Raw genomic sequence first — 19,928 nt, 5'->3', positions numbered from 1 at the left:
TTGCCGTCCGCCCGGCCCCTTTAACGCAAACGGCATATCCTGCACGGTACATTTCGCTAATTTTCCGCGGAATGCGCCGTGTTAGATGTGCCGTTTGGCTAAGTTTGGTGCCTCACCACGCGGGCAGAGCCTCAACCGACGCCGGGCCGATCTTCTCCGAACGACGCTTTGCCGCAACAATGCGGTGAAGCACCTTTTCCTCATCCGCCCATATTTCTTTAGGCGTGATGCGGATGATCCAGTAGCCGGCCTCCCGAAGCTGATTTTCACGATGAATGTGCTGTTGAGCGGCACGTGACGCATCCTCCTCAAACTTGATGGCACCGTCGACCTCAATGACCAGCTGGCCCCACAGCAAATCCACCCGGTATTTGCCGATGCGCATCTGCTCCTGCGCCACGACACCGACGCGCCGAAGCAGAAGGCGAACGAGCGTCTCATACGGAGACTCCGACAGCATCGACAATTGCCCAAACGCCTCTCGGGCCTGTTCAATGCCGCGGTTACCGCTAAGGCGGTGGATTGTTTCCTCCAGCTCAGTGTGGATGCCCCCCTTGAACGCGTCGAGTTTCCCGAAGAACAGGCTGTCCATCGCGACCACGCCTTCTTTCACGCCGTGCCACCGAGCAATGTCGACTGCCGTGCGCACCGGGGTCGTGAGTTTCACCTCGTCGTTCTGGCCTAACGCGGTGATGTCCATGCCTGGTACGACGATTCGTCGATAGGTAACGCCCGAAGGACGCTGCGAGTGTCGGGGAACGCGCCCCTTCGGGTTTGCCATCTCCACCTCAAACGTGCGGGGCAGAACCCACATTCCGTGCGCCGTCGCCGCAGCACGTCCCACCAGTATCGACGTGTGTGCCGCCGCCCCCGCTGCCCAGCACCGTAGGAACTGTTGTTCGTGGGGCTTCAGTTTTACCCATTCCGTGCGCGCGATAAACCTTGTCGACGACAGCTTCACACAAACTTGTTCAGCAGCCTTGCCGCGTCCAACTAGTTTCCCCACCAAATCTTGTCTAATCATGTTGCCCCCTCCCCGAGACGCGCTTGAGTGTAGCGCAGTAGGGTGCGGCGCGGGGTGTCTCAAAGCTAAACGGCGCATCCTGCACGGTACATTTCGCTAATTTTCGACGAAATGCGCCGTGTAGGATGCGCCGTTTGCGGGAGGTGGCGCGCCGGGGTGGCGGCACCAGCGCGGCACCAGGGTGGCGGCGCCAACGCGGCGCCAGCGCGGCGGCGCCAACGCGGCACCGGCGGCACCCGCCCCGCAAGCCCCTACGCGTCGCGGGACTCGAGCGCCACCAGGCCCGCGATCCAGAGCCCCACCGCCCACACGGCGAAGACCAGCAGCGATACGCCGAGGCCCCAGTGGCCGTTGGGCTGGTTGACCATGAAGGAGGTGAGGTTGCCGAAGGGCAGGAACTTGGCCACGTCGGCACCGAAGCGCGGGATGAAGCCGACGATGGTTTCTACCAGCAGCATCATGCTGATGCAGGCCACGATGGTGCCGGAGGTGTTGCGCACCAGCCAGCCGACGCCCTGGGTGAACATGGTGATCAGCGCCATGCCGAGGGGGACGGCCCAGAGGGCGCGTTGGGTGGCGGGGTTGGAGGTCCAGTTGGCGGGGACGGAGGCGGTGTGGTCGCCAAGAATGAAGGCGAGCACCAGCGCGACCAGCGCCACGACAGCGGCCAAAACGGCCCCGAGCAGCACCTTCGCTACGGCGAGTTGCCAGCGTTGGGCGACGACGCGGAAGTTGGTGGCGGGGATGCCGTAGCGGTATTCGGTGGTGACGGTCATGGCGGCCTGCACGATCACGATGATGGCGATGGTGGTTGCCACGGATGCGATGACGGTCAAGGGCGCGTAGGGCATGCCGCTGGTGCGGGAGGCGTAGCCGAATAGGAGGCCGTAGAGGGCGGAGATGACCAGGGTGATGCCGGTGGTCCAGAAGAAGGATGCGGTGGTGCGCAGTTTGGTCCACTCGGCTTGGATGAGGTTATGCATTGGGGGCCTCCGCGGATACGTACTGGGCTTGGTCTTGGGTGCTGTGCATGTAGGCCTCTTCGAGGGAGGCGCGGCGTTCGGTGAGTTCGGCGAGTTGGATGCCGGCTGCGAAGGCGAGGGCACCGATGTCGTCGGAGGTGCGGTCGGCGATTTCGAGTGTCGCGCGCCCTTCACTATCGACGACGCGCCTAAACGGCACCCCACCCAACGCCGCTTCGAGCGCCTGCGTGTCTGCGGCGCGCACCACGGTGGTCACGCCGGAGTTGTTACGGATGAATTCGGCGACGGAGGTGTCGGCGACGAGGCGGCCGCGGCCGATGATGATGAGGTTGTCGGCGGTTTGGGCCATCTCGGCGAGGAGGTGGGAGGACACGAGCACGGTGCGGCCCTCGGCGGCGAGGGACTTCAGTAGGCCGCGGACCCAGCGGATGCCGGCGGGGTCGAGGCCGTTGACGGGTTCGTCGAGGATGAGGTATTCGGGGTCGCCGAGCAGTGCGGCGGCGATGCCGAGGCGTTGGCCCATGCCGAGGGAGAATCCGCCGACGCGTTTGCTGGCGGCGTCGGTGAGGCCTACGAGGTCGAGGACCTCGTCGACACGCTTGCGCGCAATGCCGGCTGCCTGGGCTTGCCAGAGCAGGGTGGCGCGTGCGGAGCGGTTGGGGTGGACCCCTTTGGCGTCGAGGAGGGCGCCGACTTTGCGGGTGGGGTTGGGGATGTTGCGGTAGGGGGTGCCGTCGATAAGCGAATGGCCCGAGGTGGGTTTATCCAACCCCAGGATCATGCGCATGGTGGTGGATTTGCCGGCGCCGTTGGGGCCGAGGAAGCCGGTGACCACACCGGGTTTGACCGTGAAGGTGAGGTCATCGACGGCTTGGACGGAGCCGTAGCGTTTCGTCAGTCCTTGGACTTCAATCATGCGGTTTAGTATGCACCATCGCGCGCGCAAGCACTGTGTCTAGGGAGGCCGCGAAGGCGGGGTGCAGCGGAAAATCGCGCAGGGTGTCCAGGGGGACCCAGCGCAGTTCTTCGGATTCTTCGTTGGGGGTGGTGGGCAGGGGCTCGTCGCAAAGCGCGAGCACTGTTGTGTAGGACCAGTTGGGGAACTCCGCAGTGCGCAGCGTATCGACGACCGCCACCTCCCCGGGGTCAATCGCACACTCCTCCACCGACTCGCGGATGGCGGCCTCGGCGGGGGTTTCGTGCGAATCGATCGCGCCGCCGGGGATACCCCACGTGTCGCCCTGGGCGGTCCAGGCGGCGCGGTGTTGCAGCAGCACACGCGCGTTTTCGCCGGTCCCCGCGATAAGGAAGAGGCCAGCGGCCCCGTGAAGACCCCAGAATTTTGTGCCGTTGGGTGCGGTGACCCAGCCGTTTCCGTCGCCAAGCATGCCCCCACTGTAGGTGGAAGCGGTTATTATTGCGGAATGGTAATGCGGGCGACGGCCTCGGCTGCGGGGCTGGAGGAGACGAGCGCGGACGCATGGCTCGATGAGCTGGAGCCGCGCCGCGAACGTGCCCGCTTCTTGCAGGGGCGGCTTGTGCGGCCGATGGCGATGGGGCGCCGGGGCAAGGCGTTTCTGCAGACCACGCCCGGCAAGTTGATCGTGGTGATGGTGGTGCTGACTACCTCGATGCTGGCGGCCGGGCTGTCCATGAGCCAGTCCATGTCGCTGCGTAACCAGTCGCTGGACACGGTTTTGAATGCCACGGAGCCGATGAGTGCGGCGGCGCACGTGCTGTCCACGTCGCTGCTGCGGGCGGATACCATCGCCGCGGGGTCCTACGTGCAGGCGGGGCCTATGTCGGAGGACGACATGCGCACCTACACGGCGGCGCTGGACCAGGCGGTCAGTTCCGCCTCCGAGATTTACAAGGGCGCGGTGGAGGCCGATTCTGCCTCGAGCCGGGAGATCGAGGACCTGGTGATTAACATCCAGCGCGACCTGCCCGTCTACAGCGGCCTGAACGCGCGGGCGCAGGTGAACCAACGCATGGGCAACCCGGTGGGCGTGGCGTACATGTCGCAGGCCAGCGCGATTATGCGTACGCGGATGCTGTCGGCGGCGCAGGAGATCAATACGCTCACCCGCCAGGACGTTGCCGACGAGATGCGCCGGCTATCCCAACCGCAGTGGGTGACCCTGTCCGGCTTCCTGGCGGCGCTGGGGTTCCTGTTGCTGGCGCAGTGGTGGCTGTGGCTGACGTTCCGCCGCCGTTTCAACCGTGGCTTCCTCGCCGCCACGCTGGCGCTGCTCATCGCGATCAGTTGGGCCGGGGTGTCTAACTTCCAGTCCTGGCGCTCCGGTTCCGTGGCGTACGCGCGGGCGGCGCAGCCGTGGGAGGAACTCACCGCGGCGCGCATCGACGCCCTGGAGACCCGCACCGACGAAACCTTCGCGTTGCTGCGCCGCGAAACCGCCGCCCAGTCCGCCCGCGACTTCACCGAGACCTACTCGTCGGTCGCTGGCGCGGTGCATACGGCGGAGGATTACGGCATGAACAAGCAGCTTATCGACGACTCCCGCTCCCACCTCAACGCTTGGTCCAACGAACACGCCGAACTGGTCGGGGCGCTGAACTCCGGCAGTTACGACCAGGCGGCGGCACTGCTGAGCACGCGTAGCGACGCCGACGGGGAGGCCTCCTTCCGTGGCCTCGACGGGTCCCTGGCGGAACTGATTGCGTCCTCGAGGGAGAACACGCGGCTCTACATTGCGGAGTCGTTGGACGCGACCCGGCGAGTCTCCGCCGCCGTGGCGCTACTGTCCGTGCTGGCAGTGGTGTGTATCTGGTGGGGCATCCGCCGCAGGTTGGGTGAGTACCTATGATGCGCGCTCGGTTCGGCTCGCGTGTGGTTGCGGCATGTGCGGTGGCGACGCTTGCGGTGCCGTCGTTGGTGGCGTGCGCCGGCGGTGAGGGGCATGAGGGGAAGGTATCGGCGACGATCGAAACGCCGTCGCCGACCCGCGAGATGGTGCCGCTGCCGCCGGGCGCCCAGTTGGATCCGGCGGCCGGTCCCCCGGCGAATCCGTTCACGCCGGACGAGTTCGAGTGGGAGGGGTCGTTGGACCCGCGCAGGGGCGCTGGAAGTGAAGCGGACGGTGCTGAGGAGGAGGCCCCGAAGCCGAACGTGGAGCGCATCCGCCAGCGCGGCCGCATCATCGTCGGCATCGACCAGTCTTTGTACCTGCTGTCCTACCGCGACACGGATTCCGGCCGTTTGCGTGGGTTAGAGGTGGACCTGGCGCGGGCCATTGCGCGTGACATTTTCGACGACGAGCAGGACCTGCGCGTCGATTTCCGCTTCGTCGATTCGGCGGCCCGCACGGAGGCGCTCAACTCGGGTGAGGTGGACATCATTATCCGGACGATGTCGATTACGCCCGAGCGGGCTGAGGTGATTGAGTTTTCTACGCCGTACCTGACGTCGTCGGTAAGAGTGCTCGTGCCCAAGGACCGCGACGTGAATAGCTTGGAGGACCTCGCCGAGCGCACCGCCTGCATCGTCGACGGGACAAACCTGCTGCGTATCGCCAAAACCTACGTGCCGGACTCGAACATTTTGCGCACCCGCTCCTGGTCGGATTGCCTGATGGCGGTGCAGCAGTTTAGGGCGGAGGCGATCGTGGCGGATGATGCGATCCTCGCCGGCCTGGCCGCGCAGGACCCCCACACGACCATTCTGGACGGCGCGTTTGCCACCCAGTACTACGGCGTCGGCGTGGCCAAGGGGCAGGACGATCTGGTGCGCCAGGTCAACGCCACCCTGGAGCGGATGCGTAACGACGGCTCCTGGTACACCCTCTACAACACCTGGCTCGGCGGGTCTATAGCTGAATCCTCACCGCCGCCGCTGCGGTACCGGAAGGAGGACAACGATGGCTAAGCCACACGACCACGACGACGTCCAGCCCACCGAGGCGGTCGCCTTCGACCCCTTCGCAGATGATGAACCAGGCACCGAAGCCGTCGCCTTCGACCCCTTCGCCGACGATGATGATCTTGACGACGACTCCGACGCCGCATACGCCGGCCTCGGCGAAATGGCCGGGCTGCTCAAAGACCTGGACAAGTTGCGTAAGGGTTCGGGGCGCGAGGATACGTCGCAACGCTCACGCCAAGCGGCGCTGGACACCTTCCGCGAGCGCCGCGGCACCCGGCGCGCCAGCCGCATCATCGCCGACGGCATGGTGGAGCTGCCGTGGGTGGAGCCAACCGAACCACGCGAGGCGCTGATCGACCCGGAGCCAGCCGTGGTGAAGAAGGGCATTGCGCCGCCGGTGCTGCACCCCGGCGACATCGTGGCTGGCCAGTACGAGATCACCGGCGTGATCGCGCACGGCGGCATGGGCTGGATCTACCTTGCTCAGGACCACTACGTGGCCGGGCGCGTGGTGGTGCTCAAGGGCCTGCACTCCACCGACAACCCCGACGAGGCCGCAGCCGCCGAGGCGGAGCGCGAGTTCCTGGCGGACATCACCCACCCCGGGATTGTGAAAATCTTCAACTTTATCGACGACCCCCGCGTCCCCGGAGGCTTCACCGTCATGGAGTACGTGGGTGGGCCGTCGCTCCGGGCGAGAAGGAATTCGTCGCCAAGCGGAGTGCTCGAACCCGACATCGCCATCGCATACATCCTGGAAGTACTGCCCGCGCTGGATTATCTGCACTCGCGCGGGGTGGTGTACAACGACCTGAAGCCCGACAACATCATTGTCACCGAAGACCAGGTGAAACTCATCGACATGGGCGCGGTGTCCGGCATCGGCGCGTATGGGTTTATTTACGGCACGAAGGGGTTCCAGGCGCCCGAGGTGGCCACGGAGGGCCCGTCGATCGCGTCCGATATTTACACGGTGGGGCGCACGCTTGCCTCGCTGGTGGCGGACCTGCCGCAAACCGACGGCATCTACGACCCCGGCCTACCCACGCCCACCGACGAGCCACTCTTCCGCCAATACACCTCCCTGTACCGGCTGCTCGCGCGGTGCTGCAACGAAGACCCCGCCCGGCGGTTCGATAGCGTCTCCGAACTGGAAAGCCAGCTCCTCGGCGTACTACGCGAGGTCGTGGCGGTTCACGACGGCCGCACCTACCCTGCCCAACACTCCCTCTTCTCCCCACAGCGCCGCACCTTTGGCACCAAACACCTGGTGTTCCGCACCGACCAACTCATCGACGGCATCTCCCGCACCGTCGACATCACCCCACAAGAAGTCGTCGCCGCCCTGCCCTCCCCGCTGATCAACCGTGACGACGTCGGCGCCGCCATGCTCCAAGGCTCCTCCTACGCCGAACCGCGCGAAACCCTGGAAACCCTGCGCCAAGCCATGACCACCCCGCAATACGAACACTCCGTGGAAATCCCCTTCGGCGTGGTGCGCACCATGATCGACCTCGGCCTCACCTCCCAAGCCCGCTCCTGGCTGCTCACCCTCCAGGACCGCTTCGGCGACACCTGGCGCTTCTCGTGGTACTCCGGCGTCGTAGAAATGCTGCTCGGCGACTTCCCCACCGCCACCCGCTCCTTCTCCGAAGTGCTCAACCAACTCCCCGGCGAAGCCGCCCCCAAACTCGCGCTCGCCGCCGTCTCCGAGTTGTTGCTGCAAGAGCGAGGCCTCCAAGAGCAATCGCTTATCGACGACTCCCTCGCCCGCACCGCCACCAACCTCGAACACCCCCTCTCCAACGTCCCCACCACCGTGCTTCGCGCCATGGTGGAAAACGGCCAAATGGACCCCACCTGGACCGTCACCGCCCTCGAACCCGGCGCGCTACGCTTCCACGCGATCCGGCTGTACTCCCTGGTGTGGCTCACTAACCCCACCACCGTCTCCTCCGCCTTCGGCCTCGCCCGCATGCTCATGCGCGAAGGGGAAACCGATTTGGCGTTGCGGGCCCTGGACAAGGTGCCCAACGCCTCGCGCCACTCCCGCATGGCCCAACTCACCGCCATCCTCTACCTGGTCCTACCCGTCGCAGGCACCGGCGCCGACCCCACCGAAGCGCAAATCCGGGAGGCCGCCGCCCGCCTCGACCAGATCCCCACCACCGAGCCACGCTTCCTGCAGATCAAGACCGCCGTCCTCGACGCCGCCCTGCACTACCTGGTCACCGAAGGCTCCGCCAACACCCCCACCCTTTTCGAATACTCCTTCACCGAACGCGAAATCCGCCACGGCCTCGCCCAAACCCTGCGCGCCCAGGCCCGCGTCGCCCCCTACGCCCAGCACCGCTACGCGCTTGTGGACATGGCGAACAAGGTCCGCCCCGCCACCTGGTTCTGAGGGTGGTGGCTGGTGGGGCCGGTGGGCCGGTGGGGCCGGTGGGGCCGGTCAAAAGCTAAACGGCGCATCCTACACGGCATATTTCGCTGATTTTCGACGAAATGCACCGTGTAGGATGCGCCGTTTGGGTCCACGGGCCGGGGGCGCGAGGCCGAGGGCCGGGCGCCCCGGCGCGTGGCTAGCGGTTCATGTACGCGGCCGCGGCACCGCCAAGGCCCAGCACCGCCAGGACCGCGATGATGATGCCGACGATCGCACCCGGCGAGGAGCTAGAGCCGCTTCCGGAGCCGCTAGAGCTGCCAGAGCTGCCGGAGGCCTGCGGCTCGACGGTGGAGGTCGGTTTGGTCGCGGTGGGGCCAGGGGTGGTGTAGACCGTCTTGGAAGGCTTGGTTGGCCGCGGCGTGGTCGGCTTCGGGCCCAGGGAGGTGATCGCCGGGTCGCGCTGGCCGGGCAGGACCGGCAGGTTGGTGGCAGTTGGGATCGGCGGGGCCTGGGTCAGGGTCGGCTTGGACGGGTCGGGCTTGGCCAGGATGTCGCGGACTTGGTCGGCCTTCTCTGGGTTGGTTTTCTCCAGGTCGGCGATGAGGTCTTGCATGTCCTTGGCGGAGTAGTTGAGGACGGAGAAGTTGACGGTTTGGTCCTCGACAAGCAGGCCTTCCTCGTTGAAGACGCGGAACTGGATCGGCATTTCGGCTTCGTCGTAGCCGATGGTGTTGGTGATCGGTACTTCGATGGGCAGGGCTGCGTTTTCGGTCAGGGCGCCTTCGACTGGGTATTCCCTGCGGAAGTCGCCGCCGGGGTAGTTCACCTGGAGGGTGAATTTGTGCAGGTCGATGCCGAGGTTGGAGAGCTCGACGTTGACGCGGGAGTCGTAACGATTAGCCACGATGTAGGACGGGTTGTCCTTCAGGCTGAGCATGCGCAGGCCCGCCTTGCCGTTGTTGCGTTCGGCGGACAGGGCGACGAGTTGGCTCACGGAGGGGTGGGTGTGGCCGGATTCGTCGGGGTCCTCGTCGGCGACGCCGGAGGTGCCGGTGGCCTTGCGGATTTCGCCGTTGACCAGGTCGAGGTTGTTCCAGTCGGGGGCGATGCTGTAGTCGCCCTTGAAGCATTCGACGGAGCCGTCGGTGCACTTGGCCGGCAGCGGCTTTGTGCTGTCGGGCGTGGCGGTTTCTTTGGAGTAGTTGAACACGCTGAACTGGTAGAGGTAGTTCATGACCGATTCGTAGTGCGGGACGTACTCGCTGTCGGGGCGCTTTACTTTCGACGAGCCCGAGTGGGTCAGGCCGAGGTTGTGGCCGAATTCGTGCAGGATGGTGTTGCGGAGTTGTTCCTGCGAGGTCATGCGTTCGTTTTTGGCGATGTAGAAGGCGCCGTCGGCAAGTAGGGCGTTGCCGGAGGACGGGTTGTCTGCGGCTTGGCTGTCGCCGATGACACCGACGCGGAAGATGTTTTTGCGGTCGCCGAGCAGGCGGTCGCGGTCTTTGATCATCCTGACTGCCGGGTTTTCGCCGGCGAAGTAGTACTCCGCGTAGTCCTCGGTTGGCCCGCCGTGGGGTTCGAGGCCGGGGATGTTGTTGTAGTAGACGCCGGCGTCGATGTGCAGGTTGTAGCCCTCTTTGTCGAAGAGGTCGACGAGGTCGTTCAGCGTTTGGCGCGAGGGGCGGTACACGTTGGTGTTCGCATTGGCGCATTCCTGGAACTTGTCAAAGTCTTCTTCGGTGGGCGCGTACTTGCGCTTGTCGGAGCAGCCCAGGGATTCCCATTCGGATTTCATCCAGTTGAGTTGGAGGAACAGGTCTGGGCGCGTGGGGTCGGCGCCCCAGCGGTGGAGTGGGAATTCTTTGCCGTCGGCGGAGGTGAAGCCGTTGCGTTCCCATTCGTCGGGGAAGCCGTCGCCGTCGGTGTCTTTTAGCGCTTCGCTGGCGGTGCCTTGGAAGGTGACGGTGGCTTCGAGGGTCTCGCCTGGTGCAACGGTGTTTTCCCATTTGCCGGTTTGGAAACGGCTGGCGTTGTTGGCGCCGGCGAGCGCGTTGTTGAGGGTGTCGCCGGTTGCGGTGGTGGTGGGGTCGTCGAAAAGCGTATGCACCTTGTAGCGTCCGCCGACGGAGACCTCGTACCCGTTGTTTTTGGGGGTGGCGGTGAGTTCGTAGTCGTAAGACATCATGCCTGCGGTGAGGTCGATGGCCAGGGGGCTCGGTGCGTCGGTGACGTTGCGTGCGACGACGTTGACGGTGACTTCTTTGGCGGTGACGGTGAAGGTGCGGGTGAGCTCGACGCCGTTTTTGGTGTGCGTGAGCGTGATGGTGTCTACGCCGTTTTTGCTGGACGTTTTGACGTCGGTGTCGTTGCCGACGTATTGGACGCGGGTGCCGTCGTTAAACGCGTCGATGTAGAGGGCGGTGGGCAGGCTGCCGTAGGTGGGGTTGTTGTAGGTCAGCCAGCTGACGCGGCCCTTGTTGGCTTCGACGGTTTGGAAGCCTTCGAATGCGCCAGTTTTCGCGTCGACGGAGAACGGACGCGTCTGCTCAATGACGGCGCCTGCCTGTATTGGCACTACGAGCCCTGCACCGAGGCTCGCGGCAACCGCGGCGGCGGCGACTTTCTTGTGTACTCGCATGTTCTCCTACTTCCACCAGACTAGGAATTGTTGGTAAAACTCTCGGTTTTCGTACAGGGCGTAGTTGGCTGCCCCGATGAGGCCGAGGATGGCAAGCAGCCCGGCGATCCAGCCTATCGCGCGGGTGTCTACGGAGCTACTGCTTGTCGACGACTCCACCGCTCGTGTCGCCTCCACCGTCACCGTGAACTTGCCACGGGACCCGTCGAGGTATTCGACGAACACCGGCACGGCCTTCGCATGGCCCTCCGCACCTGTGGGGATGCTGGCGGTGAGTTCGCCGGTGGCGTGGTCGATGCCGAAGGTCCAGCCGTCGGATTCGGTTTGGCCGAGCGAGAACGGGTGGTCGATGGCGGTCTCCGGGCGCGTCAGGGCGAAGCGGGAGGTCTCGCCAGCGGTACCTTTGACCAGCATGTTCTCCAGCTTCGCGTCTTTGGCCAGGGTGGCCGCGCCGTTGGCGGTGAGCACCTGGACGGGCGCGGAGGTGAACAGTTCCGAGCCGTCGCTGAAGCTAATACGCACGGGCACCTCGCGGATGCCGGGCAGGGTATCTGGGGTGGCCTTGACGGTGAGCACGCCGTTTTCCGGGTCGATGGCGGTGTGCAGCCCCTCCACCGGGGTGACCAGGGAGAAGGATCCCTTGTGCTTGGTGGGGGTCAGTACACGTTCCGCGCCTGCGCGGACGTTGCCGCCGAGGTATTCGATGCCGGTGAGGGCGGCCTCGCCACGCACGGCGGTGGCCGGGACCTCGACGATGCGTTGGGAGCCGTCGGTGAACGTGACCACGATCGGGATCAGGGTGGCCAGCGCGTTGCTCCTCGCCGCCATGCCGCCGTCGATGGCGGCGGTGATGGCGCCGGTGGTTTCGTCGACATGGACGCGCCAGCCGGGCTCACTAAACGACGCCGCCAGCCCGTACCGCGCCCCCTCCGGTGCAGCGGTGGGCAGTTTGGTGGTCGGATCGCCGCCCTCGGTGAGTTTCAGCGGCGCCCACGACACCGCCTTGCCTTTGGCTTCGGAGCGGGTGGTCACCGGTACGACGACCTCCTGGGTGGAGCCGTCCGGCAGTGTCAGTTTGATCGGTACGTCGAAGGGTGCGTCGGCCGGTGCGTCGGTTGGCACCTTGATCGTGATCTCACCGGTGTTCTCGTCAAGCTCTACCGGCAGGGTGGTCAGGCCGTCTGCCTCGAACTTCGTGCCTTCCGGCACGGAGCCGGTGGGGGTGATCCTGATGTTGCCTTCGGCGTCGAATACCGGCTTGTACTCCAGGCTGCGGACGCCGTCGGCGAGGGTGTCGCCGGTGAGGGCGTCGATACGCACGGCGGCAGCCTCGCCGCCTTCGCGGTTGGCGCTGGGCTCGTCTTCGCTCGGCGGCACGTCGTCGATGGTGCCGTCCGAGTACAGCGCGCGGACCTGCACCTCGATCGGCTTGGCGTTGTCCTTCGGCGCGGTCGCGCGGATCAGGCCGGAGTCTAGATCGACGGCAACATCCCAGCCCTCGAGTTCGGTGTGCGGGGTGGCCAGCACGTACTCCGCGTCCTCAGGCATCTTGCCAATCTGGCGGATGAGCACCGTCTTGCCTGGCTGCGCTCCCTTATTCTGCTCGTAGGCGGGTTGGTAGGTGACGTTGTGCGGGGCGGGGTCCACGATGAACTTCGCATAACGCTCCGCGATGGTGTCATCCGGGAATGTGATCCGCACGCGGACGTCGAAGTTCTCGGTGCGTGGCTTTGTCACCGTGATCACGCCGGTGGACTTGTCCATTTCAAGGCCCGTGGAATCACCCAGAATCTCGAACTTCGTGCCGGCAGGCAGCGGCTGGTTGCGGTAGCTGCGGCCGCCCTCGTTCAGCGTCGCGGTCGGTGCGCTGTTGTTGCCGGTCTCGCCGTAGCGCAGGTAGCCCGGGCGGTACTCGGGCCAGTAGCGGGAGGCGTCGGTGTTCGGGGGTTGGACGTCGATGGTGACGGTGCTGCGCGTGCCGTCGTCGGTAATCACGCCAAACTTGTACTCCCCCGGGGCCAGGTCGCGCGGCGGGACTGCCTTGATCACGCCGTCGACGCCAACGGTGACCCACTCGGGCGCATCGTCGGCGGCGCGGATGCCCATGCTTGTCGACGGCACCCTCGACGGCGCCGCCTCTACATCCTCACCAGCGCGCACCGTGATCGGATGCCACGCGAAGCCGTCAGCCACGGACACCGAGATCTCAAGGTGCTCCTCCAACAACCTGTCGTCTTCGGTGATGACCTCCACGACCACGTCGTAGTCGCCCGGCTCCTTCGGGGTACCGGTGATGACGCTGTTTTCCTCGTCGTAAATCACACCGTCCGGCAGGCCCTCGACCTCCACGGAGGAGGCGTTGTCCGTATCAACGGGGATCTCCAACTTCTCACCGGGCCGGACGGTGCCGTCTGGCGGGGTGGTCAGCTTCTCCCGGACAGGCTCAGGAAGCTCCGAGGTGTCCTTGACGGTGATGGTGAACATGGAGGTGACGACGTTGCCTGCGGTATCGACGAGCGGGCTGCCGTCTTCGCCCAGCACGCGCGCAGTGACGTTGTAGGTGCCCGGAGTAGTCGGGGCGCCCTTGAGGTAGACGTTCTGGAAACGGCCCTTGGCGCGGGACGTGTCGGCGGTGATGCCTTCGGGGAGGGTGGAGTCGTCGATAGTTAATGTGGCACCCTCGGGAACCCGCAGTGCGCGAACGGGAACCGGCTTGATGCGCTTGTGCGCCCAGAAGGTGCGGTCCTCGACCCGCATGAAGTACGGGTCCGCAGAAAGCACGATGTCGAACGGGACGATCTTGTGGTCGCCGTCCTTGTACACCGCCATGATGTTGATGGTCTCTTCATCCGGCAGCTCTTCGGCCTTGGACGGATCCGGGGTGATGGTCACGGTGCCCGAATCGCCGTCGATCTCAGCACCCCAGGCTGGGTTGACGGCATCGGGATGTTCAAAGCGGTAGTGGACCGGCTTGTTGATGTACGACTCGAGGAAACCGAGGACAGGTTGCGTGGAGGTGGTTTGGCCAAGGCGCACTTTGGCCGCTGGGTAGGAGACGCCGGACCAGCCCTCGTCGACCTCGGGGGGATTCACCGGGTCTGCAACCGGCTCCGGTGCGGGTTCCGTGGCTTCCATGGTTTCTTCGGCCGCCTGCACCGGTTGCACCGCGCCTGCGATGAGCGACAGGCCGATGGCACATGCTGCGATTGAGGTTCCACGTCGGCGCACACTGGAAACGTTGCGGTGCTGCTCGGCCATCTGCCCATCCCCTTTGACGGTATGTTCAGCCCGCAATGCGGGCGTTGTTACTACACGTCAATATATCGGCTTAGGGTAAGTTGTTACAACATTTTGCTTTTATACCCGCGCGGCGACGGCGGCGGCCTTCTGTGCGATGGCCAACTCCTCGTTGGTAGGCACGACGAGAACCTTCACGGTGGAGTCGTCGGTGGAGATGATACGTGGGCCGTCGTTAGGCAAATCGTTCTTCGCTGGATCGATCTCGATGCCGTAGTGCTTCAGGTTGTCCAGCGAATCCATGCGAACAAACTTATCGTTCTCGCCAACGCCGGCGGTGAACGTAATGGCGTCCACGCGGCCAAGCGCGATCATGTAGGAACCGATGAAGCGGCGCAGCTGGTTAAGGTACACGTTGTAGGCCAACCAGGCGTTCTCGTCCTCGTTTTCGATCATGGCGCGCAGTTCGCGGAAGTCGTTCACGCCCGACAGGCCCTTGACGCCGGATTGGCGGTTGAGGAGGTTGTCGATCTCGTCGATAGTCATGCCACTTTGACGCACCAGGTGGAAGATGATGCCCGGGTCGATATCGCCGGAGCGGGTACCCATGACCAGGCCGGCCAGCGGCGTCATGCCCATGGAGGTGTCGATCGGGTGGCCGTTGGCAACCGCGGAAGCGGAAGCGCCGTTGCCCAGGTGGAGCACGATCTGACGGGTGTGCGCCGGGTCGCGGCCGATGAGTTCCGGCACCTGGGAGGACACGAACTCGTGTGAGGTGCCGTGGAAGCCGTAGCGCCGGATCAGGTTGCGCTCGGAGACCTCAGCGTTGATGGCATACAGCGCGGCGGCCGGGGGCAGGTCGCGGAAGAAGCCGGTGTCGAACACGGCGACGTGCGGGATGTCCGGCAGCAACTCGCGGGCGACCTCGATGCCGTCGATGTTGGCCGGGTTGTGCAGCGGCGCCAGCGGGATGAGGTCCCGGATCATGTCCACGACCGGGTCCAGGATCAGCTCTGGCTCGGAGAACACCATGCCGCCGTGGACGACACGGTGGCCTGCGGCGACGATGTCGAGTTGGGTCGGGCCGACGCCTTTGGCGTCGAGAAGTTTGAACGTCTCCTGCAAACCGGACGCGTGAGAGGGCACGGCCTTTTGCACGACGTGCTTCTGGCCGTCGTACTTGATGGTGATGCGGCCCTGGGGCTCACCGATCTGCTCGACAAGACCCGAGACGAACGGGTCCGCCGACGCGTCGGAGGTCGGGTCGACGATCTGGAACTTGATCGAGGACGAGCCGGAGTTGATAACCAGTACGTAAGACATTTACTTCGCCCCTGCCTGAATCGCGGTAATAGCTACGGTGTTCACGATATCTGGCACGGTGGCGCCGCGGGACAAATCGTTGACCGGTTTATTCAGGCCCTGCAGCACCGGGCCGACGGCGAGGGCGCCAGCGGTGCGCTGAGCGATCTTGTAGCCCGCGTTGCCGGCCTCCAGGTCGGGGAAGATGAACACGTTGGCCTGGCCCGCCACCGGGGAGTCGGGGGCCTTCTTCGCGCCCACGCCCGGGTCGCAGGCGGCGTCGAACTGCAGCGGGCCGTCGATGGCAACGTCCGGGGCGAGTTCCTTCGCCTTCGCGGTGGCCTCAACGGCGCGCTCCACGTCCGGGCCCGCACCGGAGGAGCCGGTGGAGTACGACAGGATGGCCACCTTCGGATCAATGCCGAACTGGGCGGCGGTCTTGGCGGACACGGCGGCGATCTCGCCGATCTGCTCGGCGGTCGGGTTCGGGTTCACGGCGCAATCGCCGAATGCCCAGAGGCGGTCCTGCATGACCATGAGGAAGATCGAGGACACCACGGACGCACCCGGGGCGGTTTTGATGATCTGGAACGACGGCTTAATCGTGTGCGCGGTGGTGTGCGCAGCGCCGGAGACCATGCCGTCTGCCAGGCCCTTGTGCACCATCATGGTGCCAAAGTAGGAGACGTCCTTCATGGTCTCGCGGGCCTCCTCGAGCGTCACGCCCTTCTTCTTGCGCAGCTCCGCAAAGTCGGCGGCGAACTCCTCAAGCAGATCGGATTCGAGGTGGTTGAGCAGGTTCGCGCCGCTCAGGTCCAGGCCGAGGTCGGCGGCGCGGCGGTTCATATCGTCAACATCGCCAAGAATCGTGATCTCCGCAATTTCCTGGCGCAGCAACTGATCGGCGGCCTGCAGAATACGGTCGTCTTCACCCTCCGGCAGCACCACATGAGAGCCTGCGGCCTTGGCCTGCTCCAGCAGTTGGTGTTCGAACACGGTGGGGCTCATGACCTGCTTGGCCTCGACAGCGGCCGGTTCGAAGGTCTCCACTTCGCCACCGCTAATCGACGACACCACAACCGCCCCGAACTCCTCCACGCGGCGCTTGGCCAGGGGTGCGGTGGTGTCGTCGCTAGTAATGAGCACCACGGGCACCCCGAGAGCTGCGGCGAGCTCGCCGTCAAAGTTGTAGTCACCAGTGCCCTGGATCAGTTTCGCGTCGCCGAAGAGTGCGCCGGAGTTGAAGATCTCCGCCACGCTGTCGCCTTCGGCGCGCACCAGTTCGAGGCCGAGACGGCCGGCGAGCTGTTGCAGATCCACACCCTCGAAGGTGCGGTTTGCAAGGGTTACAAGCAGGGTCTGGGACATTGTCTCACCTTTCGTTGTGGGGCAAACAGTGCATAGTTTACCGACACTGCCGACACGGCGAGACACTATATGGTGTGACCTACATCTTCTTCATGGCGCGCGCCGCGTCGTCGGTACGCACACGCGCCTCCGCGGCCGAATCTGCGGTGGAAAGAATCAACACATCCGGGCCGAACATGCGCACCGTGGTCTCCTCCACCTCCATCGCGGCGGCGATAGCCTCCAGCGAGGGTGTCACCCCCGGCAGGAAGCGCACGGCACCGGGACTGACCAGCGTGGAATCGATCGGCAACTCCTGCGTCGCACGCGCCTGCAGATCAAACTGGTTGACGCGCTGCGTGGCAAGCGTGACCAACCCATCACGGCTCGGGCGTGGAGTGACTTGGGAGAAGTAGACATCGTCGCCAGAGACAAACAGCTCAATGGAGTACACGCCGCAACTTGCAAGCCCACCCATGATGCGCGCGGCAATCGAGCGCGCGTTGTCCATCGCAGCTTCCGGCATCGGCGCAGGCTGCCACGCCTCCACCAGTTTGCCCTCGCGGTGGCGGGTGCCAATCGGCTCGCAGAACCACGTAGCCAACTCGCCCGTGTTCGGGTCTATGGAGCGCGCCGCGAGGATCGTGGCCTCAAAATCAAAGTCGATGTAGCGCTCCACCACCACACCGTCACCCTCCCCTTCCGAGGCGATACTCCAGGCCTCCGCAAGGTCGGCGTTGCTGTGCACCGTGGAAAATCCCTGCCCGTCGCGGGATGTCGGCGACTTCACCACACACGGAAACCCGAGGCGCTCCACCGCGTCCTGCATTTCCTGCGGCGTGGTCACAAACTCACAATCCAGCGTGGGCAAACCCAGTTCCTCGCTCGCCTGGGTGCGCACCGCCATGCGGTCCGCAGTACGGCGGCATGCGCTTGTCGACGGCGCCACCGCCGCCCCGGCAGCCTCCGCCGCCACCTCAACCTCTTCGAGCGTGTCCGGCGAATCCCCCGTGGTCACAATGATGTCCGGGTGGAACTGATCAGCCAGCGACACAGCACCAATCTGAGTCTCAAACCCGAGGCGCTGGTAAGCCTGCTCAAGCTCGCGGGCCATCGGCGACGTGCCAAGGATCAGCGCGCGACGCTGTGCAGAAGATGGAACAGTCATAGCGTCAGATTGTCCCACACTTATATGTCGCGCAGGTAGCCGAGAGACTCGGCTATGCTCAGGGACAGAGGCGGCGCCCTCGCCAGATTATCTGGGGACAGCGACGCGCCCAGTCCCCGTCGTGCTGCTGGCCGGCGGGGCTTTCATAACCCCTCATTACACTCAAGGTCCAGCCGAGGGAATCGCTATACAGGCGCAACCGCGCGAGCTCTCCGAACAACCCGATGCCCACGTAGGCGATGTAGTCCTCATCCAAGGTATATTCATCGAGGACACAGGTGCAGACTTGGAAGTCCAGGCGGATGAAATCACCCCAGCCGAAACAGCCTCTTAATCGTTGCGACTATGCGACGTGAAGAATCATCTAGCTTGGAATGAGTCCACAACAGCACATACATCCCACTGTTGCACCCACGCAAATGAATAGCCAGTCCGTCAACATTCGACTGGCTCCAACATTCGCATCCACTAAAACACGCTGAACCACAAGGGTATTGCTATCGCCTTAGATTCCAAGCCTGGAGATCAGTCATCAATCGGACCGAACTCCCGGACCTCGAAGGAACGAAGTTCTTCAAATGCGTCATTCCGCTTCTTCTCCAAACCTCGTTTGAAATCGAGAACATCATCCCGGTTAAACCGAGTGTGCGTGCCGACTTTAAAACTATCGACCTTGCCCTCCTTCGCCCACTTCATCAGGGTTGGCCGAGATACACCGAGGATTTCCGCTGCTGACGTGCTGGTGAGCTCCGCAGGCATTCGCATGATTGCGACCTCACCGTTTTCAATTATGGATTGCAGCGCGGCAAGCACGGTCTTCTGGACATCCTTCGGCAGATCAACCTCGTCACCGTCCGGACCATGGATTGCAATGTCTGCCCCATCCGGGATCTGCAGCGCCCCGAAAGACGCCGTCTCCTCGGCAGTGAGAACAATGGAGTTCGACGGCGAAAGTGCGGTAGCCATTTGAGCCTCCTTTTGAGTATGCACTGCACAATATCGGCTTTCACTTGTAAGTGCAATGCGGCTAGTTCGCTCCAGGCAAACTCGAGACAAAACGCCGTTGCCCCGCCCACCGGGTTGGTGAGCGGGGCAACGGCGTTTCGAGGAAGGTGCCTTCAAAGAAGGCGTGTGGCTACCGAATTAGTTCTTCGGCGCTGCCTTCTGCGTCGTAGCAGGTGCCTTCTCCTCCTTGGAGGAGCCGGCGTAGGTCTTGCCGGAAGAACCCTTCATTTCCAGGTCCTTCACGGAAGAGCCACCACCTGGGGTGCAGTTGTCGTAGATGATCGTGCCGGCGAGGATGCCAGCGGCGATCAGAGCCAGACCACCGGCGACCGTCGCAATGTCGGTGCCGTACTGCCCCAGCTGGTTGTTCAGACCCTCAACCTGTGCAGCGAGCTGCGGGTTGAAGATGCCCAGCTGCTGCTGCAGCTGCGTGTTGGCGTTCTGGATCTGTGCGTTCGCCTGTGCGGCGAAGTCGGACAGACCCGGGATCTCGATCTGGGTTGCCAGACCAAGCGGCAGCAGTGCGATCAGCGGCAGGCCGAACCCGACAGAGGTTGCGACACACTTGCCGGTGTCGATGGTTTCACCGATCTGGATCTTGAAGCGGTGGATCTCCTTGCCGTCTTCCTTAACGACGACCCAAGCCTCGCCGGCCGGGGTGCCCTCCGGGACGGAGACAATGATGTTGCCATCCTTGTCAATGGTGACCTTGGCGTCCTTGATCGGGTTGCCATCCTTATCGACGAGCTCGCCAGTCAGTTCACCCTTCTTGTCAGAGTTACCCTGATCGACCTTGCCGACGTTCTGGCCCTTGCCGTTCGGCGTGACCGTGCTCTTGCCCGGGGAGACGGTGGTGTTGTCGTTGCGGCCCTTCTCGTGGCCGTTGACCTCGATTTCGACCTCGGTCTTGCCACCATCCAGGTCCGGATCCTCGACAGTCACCGTGATCGGGCCA

At 64.3% G+C, this 19,928-nt stretch carries 13 protein-coding genes and 1 pseudogene; 3 read left to right on the top strand and 11 right to left on the bottom strand.

The window, feature by feature from the left end; genetic code table 11:
- Positions 1 to 112 precede the first annotated feature (112 nt).
- From HMPREF3171_RS11515 to HMPREF3171_RS01150, 4 genes are all read right to left on the bottom strand, one after another.
- Complete coding sequence (locus HMPREF3171_RS11515; RefSeq protein ID WP_167594470.1) at positions 113 to 1,024, bottom strand: endonuclease domain-containing protein; 912 nt, start codon at positions 1,022 to 1,024, stop codon at positions 113 to 115.
- A gap of 251 nt (positions 1,025 to 1,275) precedes the next feature.
- Complete coding sequence (locus HMPREF3171_RS01160; RefSeq protein ID WP_070482306.1) at positions 1,276 to 2,007, bottom strand: ABC transporter permease; 732 nt, start codon at positions 2,005 to 2,007, stop codon at positions 1,276 to 1,278.
- A complete protein-coding gene (locus tag HMPREF3171_RS01155) occupies positions 2,000 to 2,923 on the bottom strand; it encodes an ABC transporter ATP-binding protein (RefSeq protein WP_070482304.1) in 924 nt (307 codons plus the stop codon). Before HMPREF3171_RS01155 ends, HMPREF3171_RS01160 begins: the two co-directional genes overlap by 8 nt.
- Positions 2,916 to 3,395, bottom strand: coding sequence for an NUDIX hydrolase (locus HMPREF3171_RS01150; protein ID WP_070422437.1), 480 nt, complete (start codon positions 3,393 to 3,395; stop codon positions 2,916 to 2,918). Before HMPREF3171_RS01150 ends, HMPREF3171_RS01155 begins: the two co-directional genes overlap by 8 nt.
- Before the next feature lie 42 nt (positions 3,396 to 3,437).
- On the opposite strand from HMPREF3171_RS01150, the gene HMPREF3171_RS01145 reads away from it, so the two are divergent.
- From HMPREF3171_RS01145 to HMPREF3171_RS01135, 3 genes are read left to right on the top strand one after another with little or no spacing between them, the layout of a single operon-like run.
- The gene (locus tag HMPREF3171_RS01145; RefSeq protein WP_083279425.1) at positions 3,438 to 4,835 is read left to right on the top strand and encodes a hypothetical protein; all 1,398 of its coding nucleotides are present in this window, start codon (positions 3,438 to 3,440) and stop codon (positions 4,833 to 4,835) included.
- On the top strand, positions 4,832 to 5,893 hold the full coding sequence (locus HMPREF3171_RS01140; RefSeq protein WP_246815288.1) for a glutamate ABC transporter substrate-binding protein: 1,062 nt from the start codon (positions 4,832 to 4,834) through the stop codon (positions 5,891 to 5,893). Before HMPREF3171_RS01145 ends, HMPREF3171_RS01140 begins: the two co-directional genes overlap by 4 nt.
- Positions 5,886 to 8,294 (top strand): serine/threonine protein kinase, encoded by a 2,409-nt coding sequence (locus HMPREF3171_RS01135; RefSeq protein ID WP_070482303.1) that lies wholly within the window; start codon positions 5,886 to 5,888, stop codon positions 8,292 to 8,294. The genes HMPREF3171_RS01140 and HMPREF3171_RS01135 overlap by 8 nt, the downstream gene beginning before the upstream one ends.
- Before the next feature lie 178 nt (positions 8,295 to 8,472).
- Here HMPREF3171_RS01135 and HMPREF3171_RS01130 read toward each other — a convergent pair whose 3' ends face one another.
- The 7 genes and pseudogenes from HMPREF3171_RS01130 to HMPREF3171_RS12005 all read right to left on the bottom strand — a co-directional run.
- Complete coding sequence (locus tag HMPREF3171_RS01130) at positions 8,473 to 10,914, bottom strand: hypothetical protein (RefSeq protein ID WP_070482301.1); 2,442 nt, start codon at positions 10,912 to 10,914, stop codon at positions 8,473 to 8,475.
- Between the two features lie 6 nt (positions 10,915 to 10,920).
- Positions 10,921 to 14,172 carry a YPDG domain-containing protein gene (locus HMPREF3171_RS01125; RefSeq protein ID WP_070482299.1) on the bottom strand — a complete coding sequence of 1,084 codons (3,252 nt, stop codon included), beginning with the start codon at positions 14,170 to 14,172 and terminating at the stop codon, positions 10,921 to 10,923.
- Positions 14,173 to 14,271: 99 nt separating this feature from the next.
- The gene (locus tag HMPREF3171_RS01120; protein ID WP_070451088.1) at positions 14,272 to 15,474 is read right to left on the bottom strand and encodes an acetate kinase; all 1,203 of its coding nucleotides are present in this window, start codon (positions 15,472 to 15,474) and stop codon (positions 14,272 to 14,274) included.
- On the bottom strand, positions 15,475 to 16,821 hold the full coding sequence (gene pta, locus HMPREF3171_RS01115) for a phosphate acetyltransferase (protein WP_070482297.1): 1,347 nt from the start codon (positions 16,819 to 16,821) through the stop codon (positions 15,475 to 15,477).
- Positions 16,822 to 16,900: 79 nt separating this feature from the next.
- Positions 16,901 to 17,968 (bottom strand): ATP-grasp domain-containing protein, encoded by a 1,068-nt coding sequence (locus tag HMPREF3171_RS01110; RefSeq protein WP_070482295.1) that lies wholly within the window; start codon positions 17,966 to 17,968, stop codon positions 16,901 to 16,903.
- Positions 17,969 to 18,493: 525 nt separating this feature from the next.
- Positions 18,494 to 18,934: a helix-turn-helix domain-containing protein gene (locus HMPREF3171_RS01100; RefSeq protein WP_070482291.1), complete on the bottom strand. Its 441-nt coding sequence runs from the start codon at positions 18,932 to 18,934 to the stop codon at positions 18,494 to 18,496.
- Between the two features lie 177 nt (positions 18,935 to 19,111).
- Positions 19,112 to 19,928: pseudogene (locus HMPREF3171_RS12005) on the bottom strand (hypothetical protein); the annotation flags it as partial.

Source organism: Corynebacterium sp. HMSC08F01 (assembly GCF_001807545.1).
GTDB lineage: Bacteria > Actinomycetota > Actinomycetes > Mycobacteriales > Mycobacteriaceae > Corynebacterium > Corynebacterium coyleae.
The sequence above is the reverse complement of the archived record's forward strand: the minus strand, read 5'-3'. Positions and strand labels throughout refer to the sequence as shown.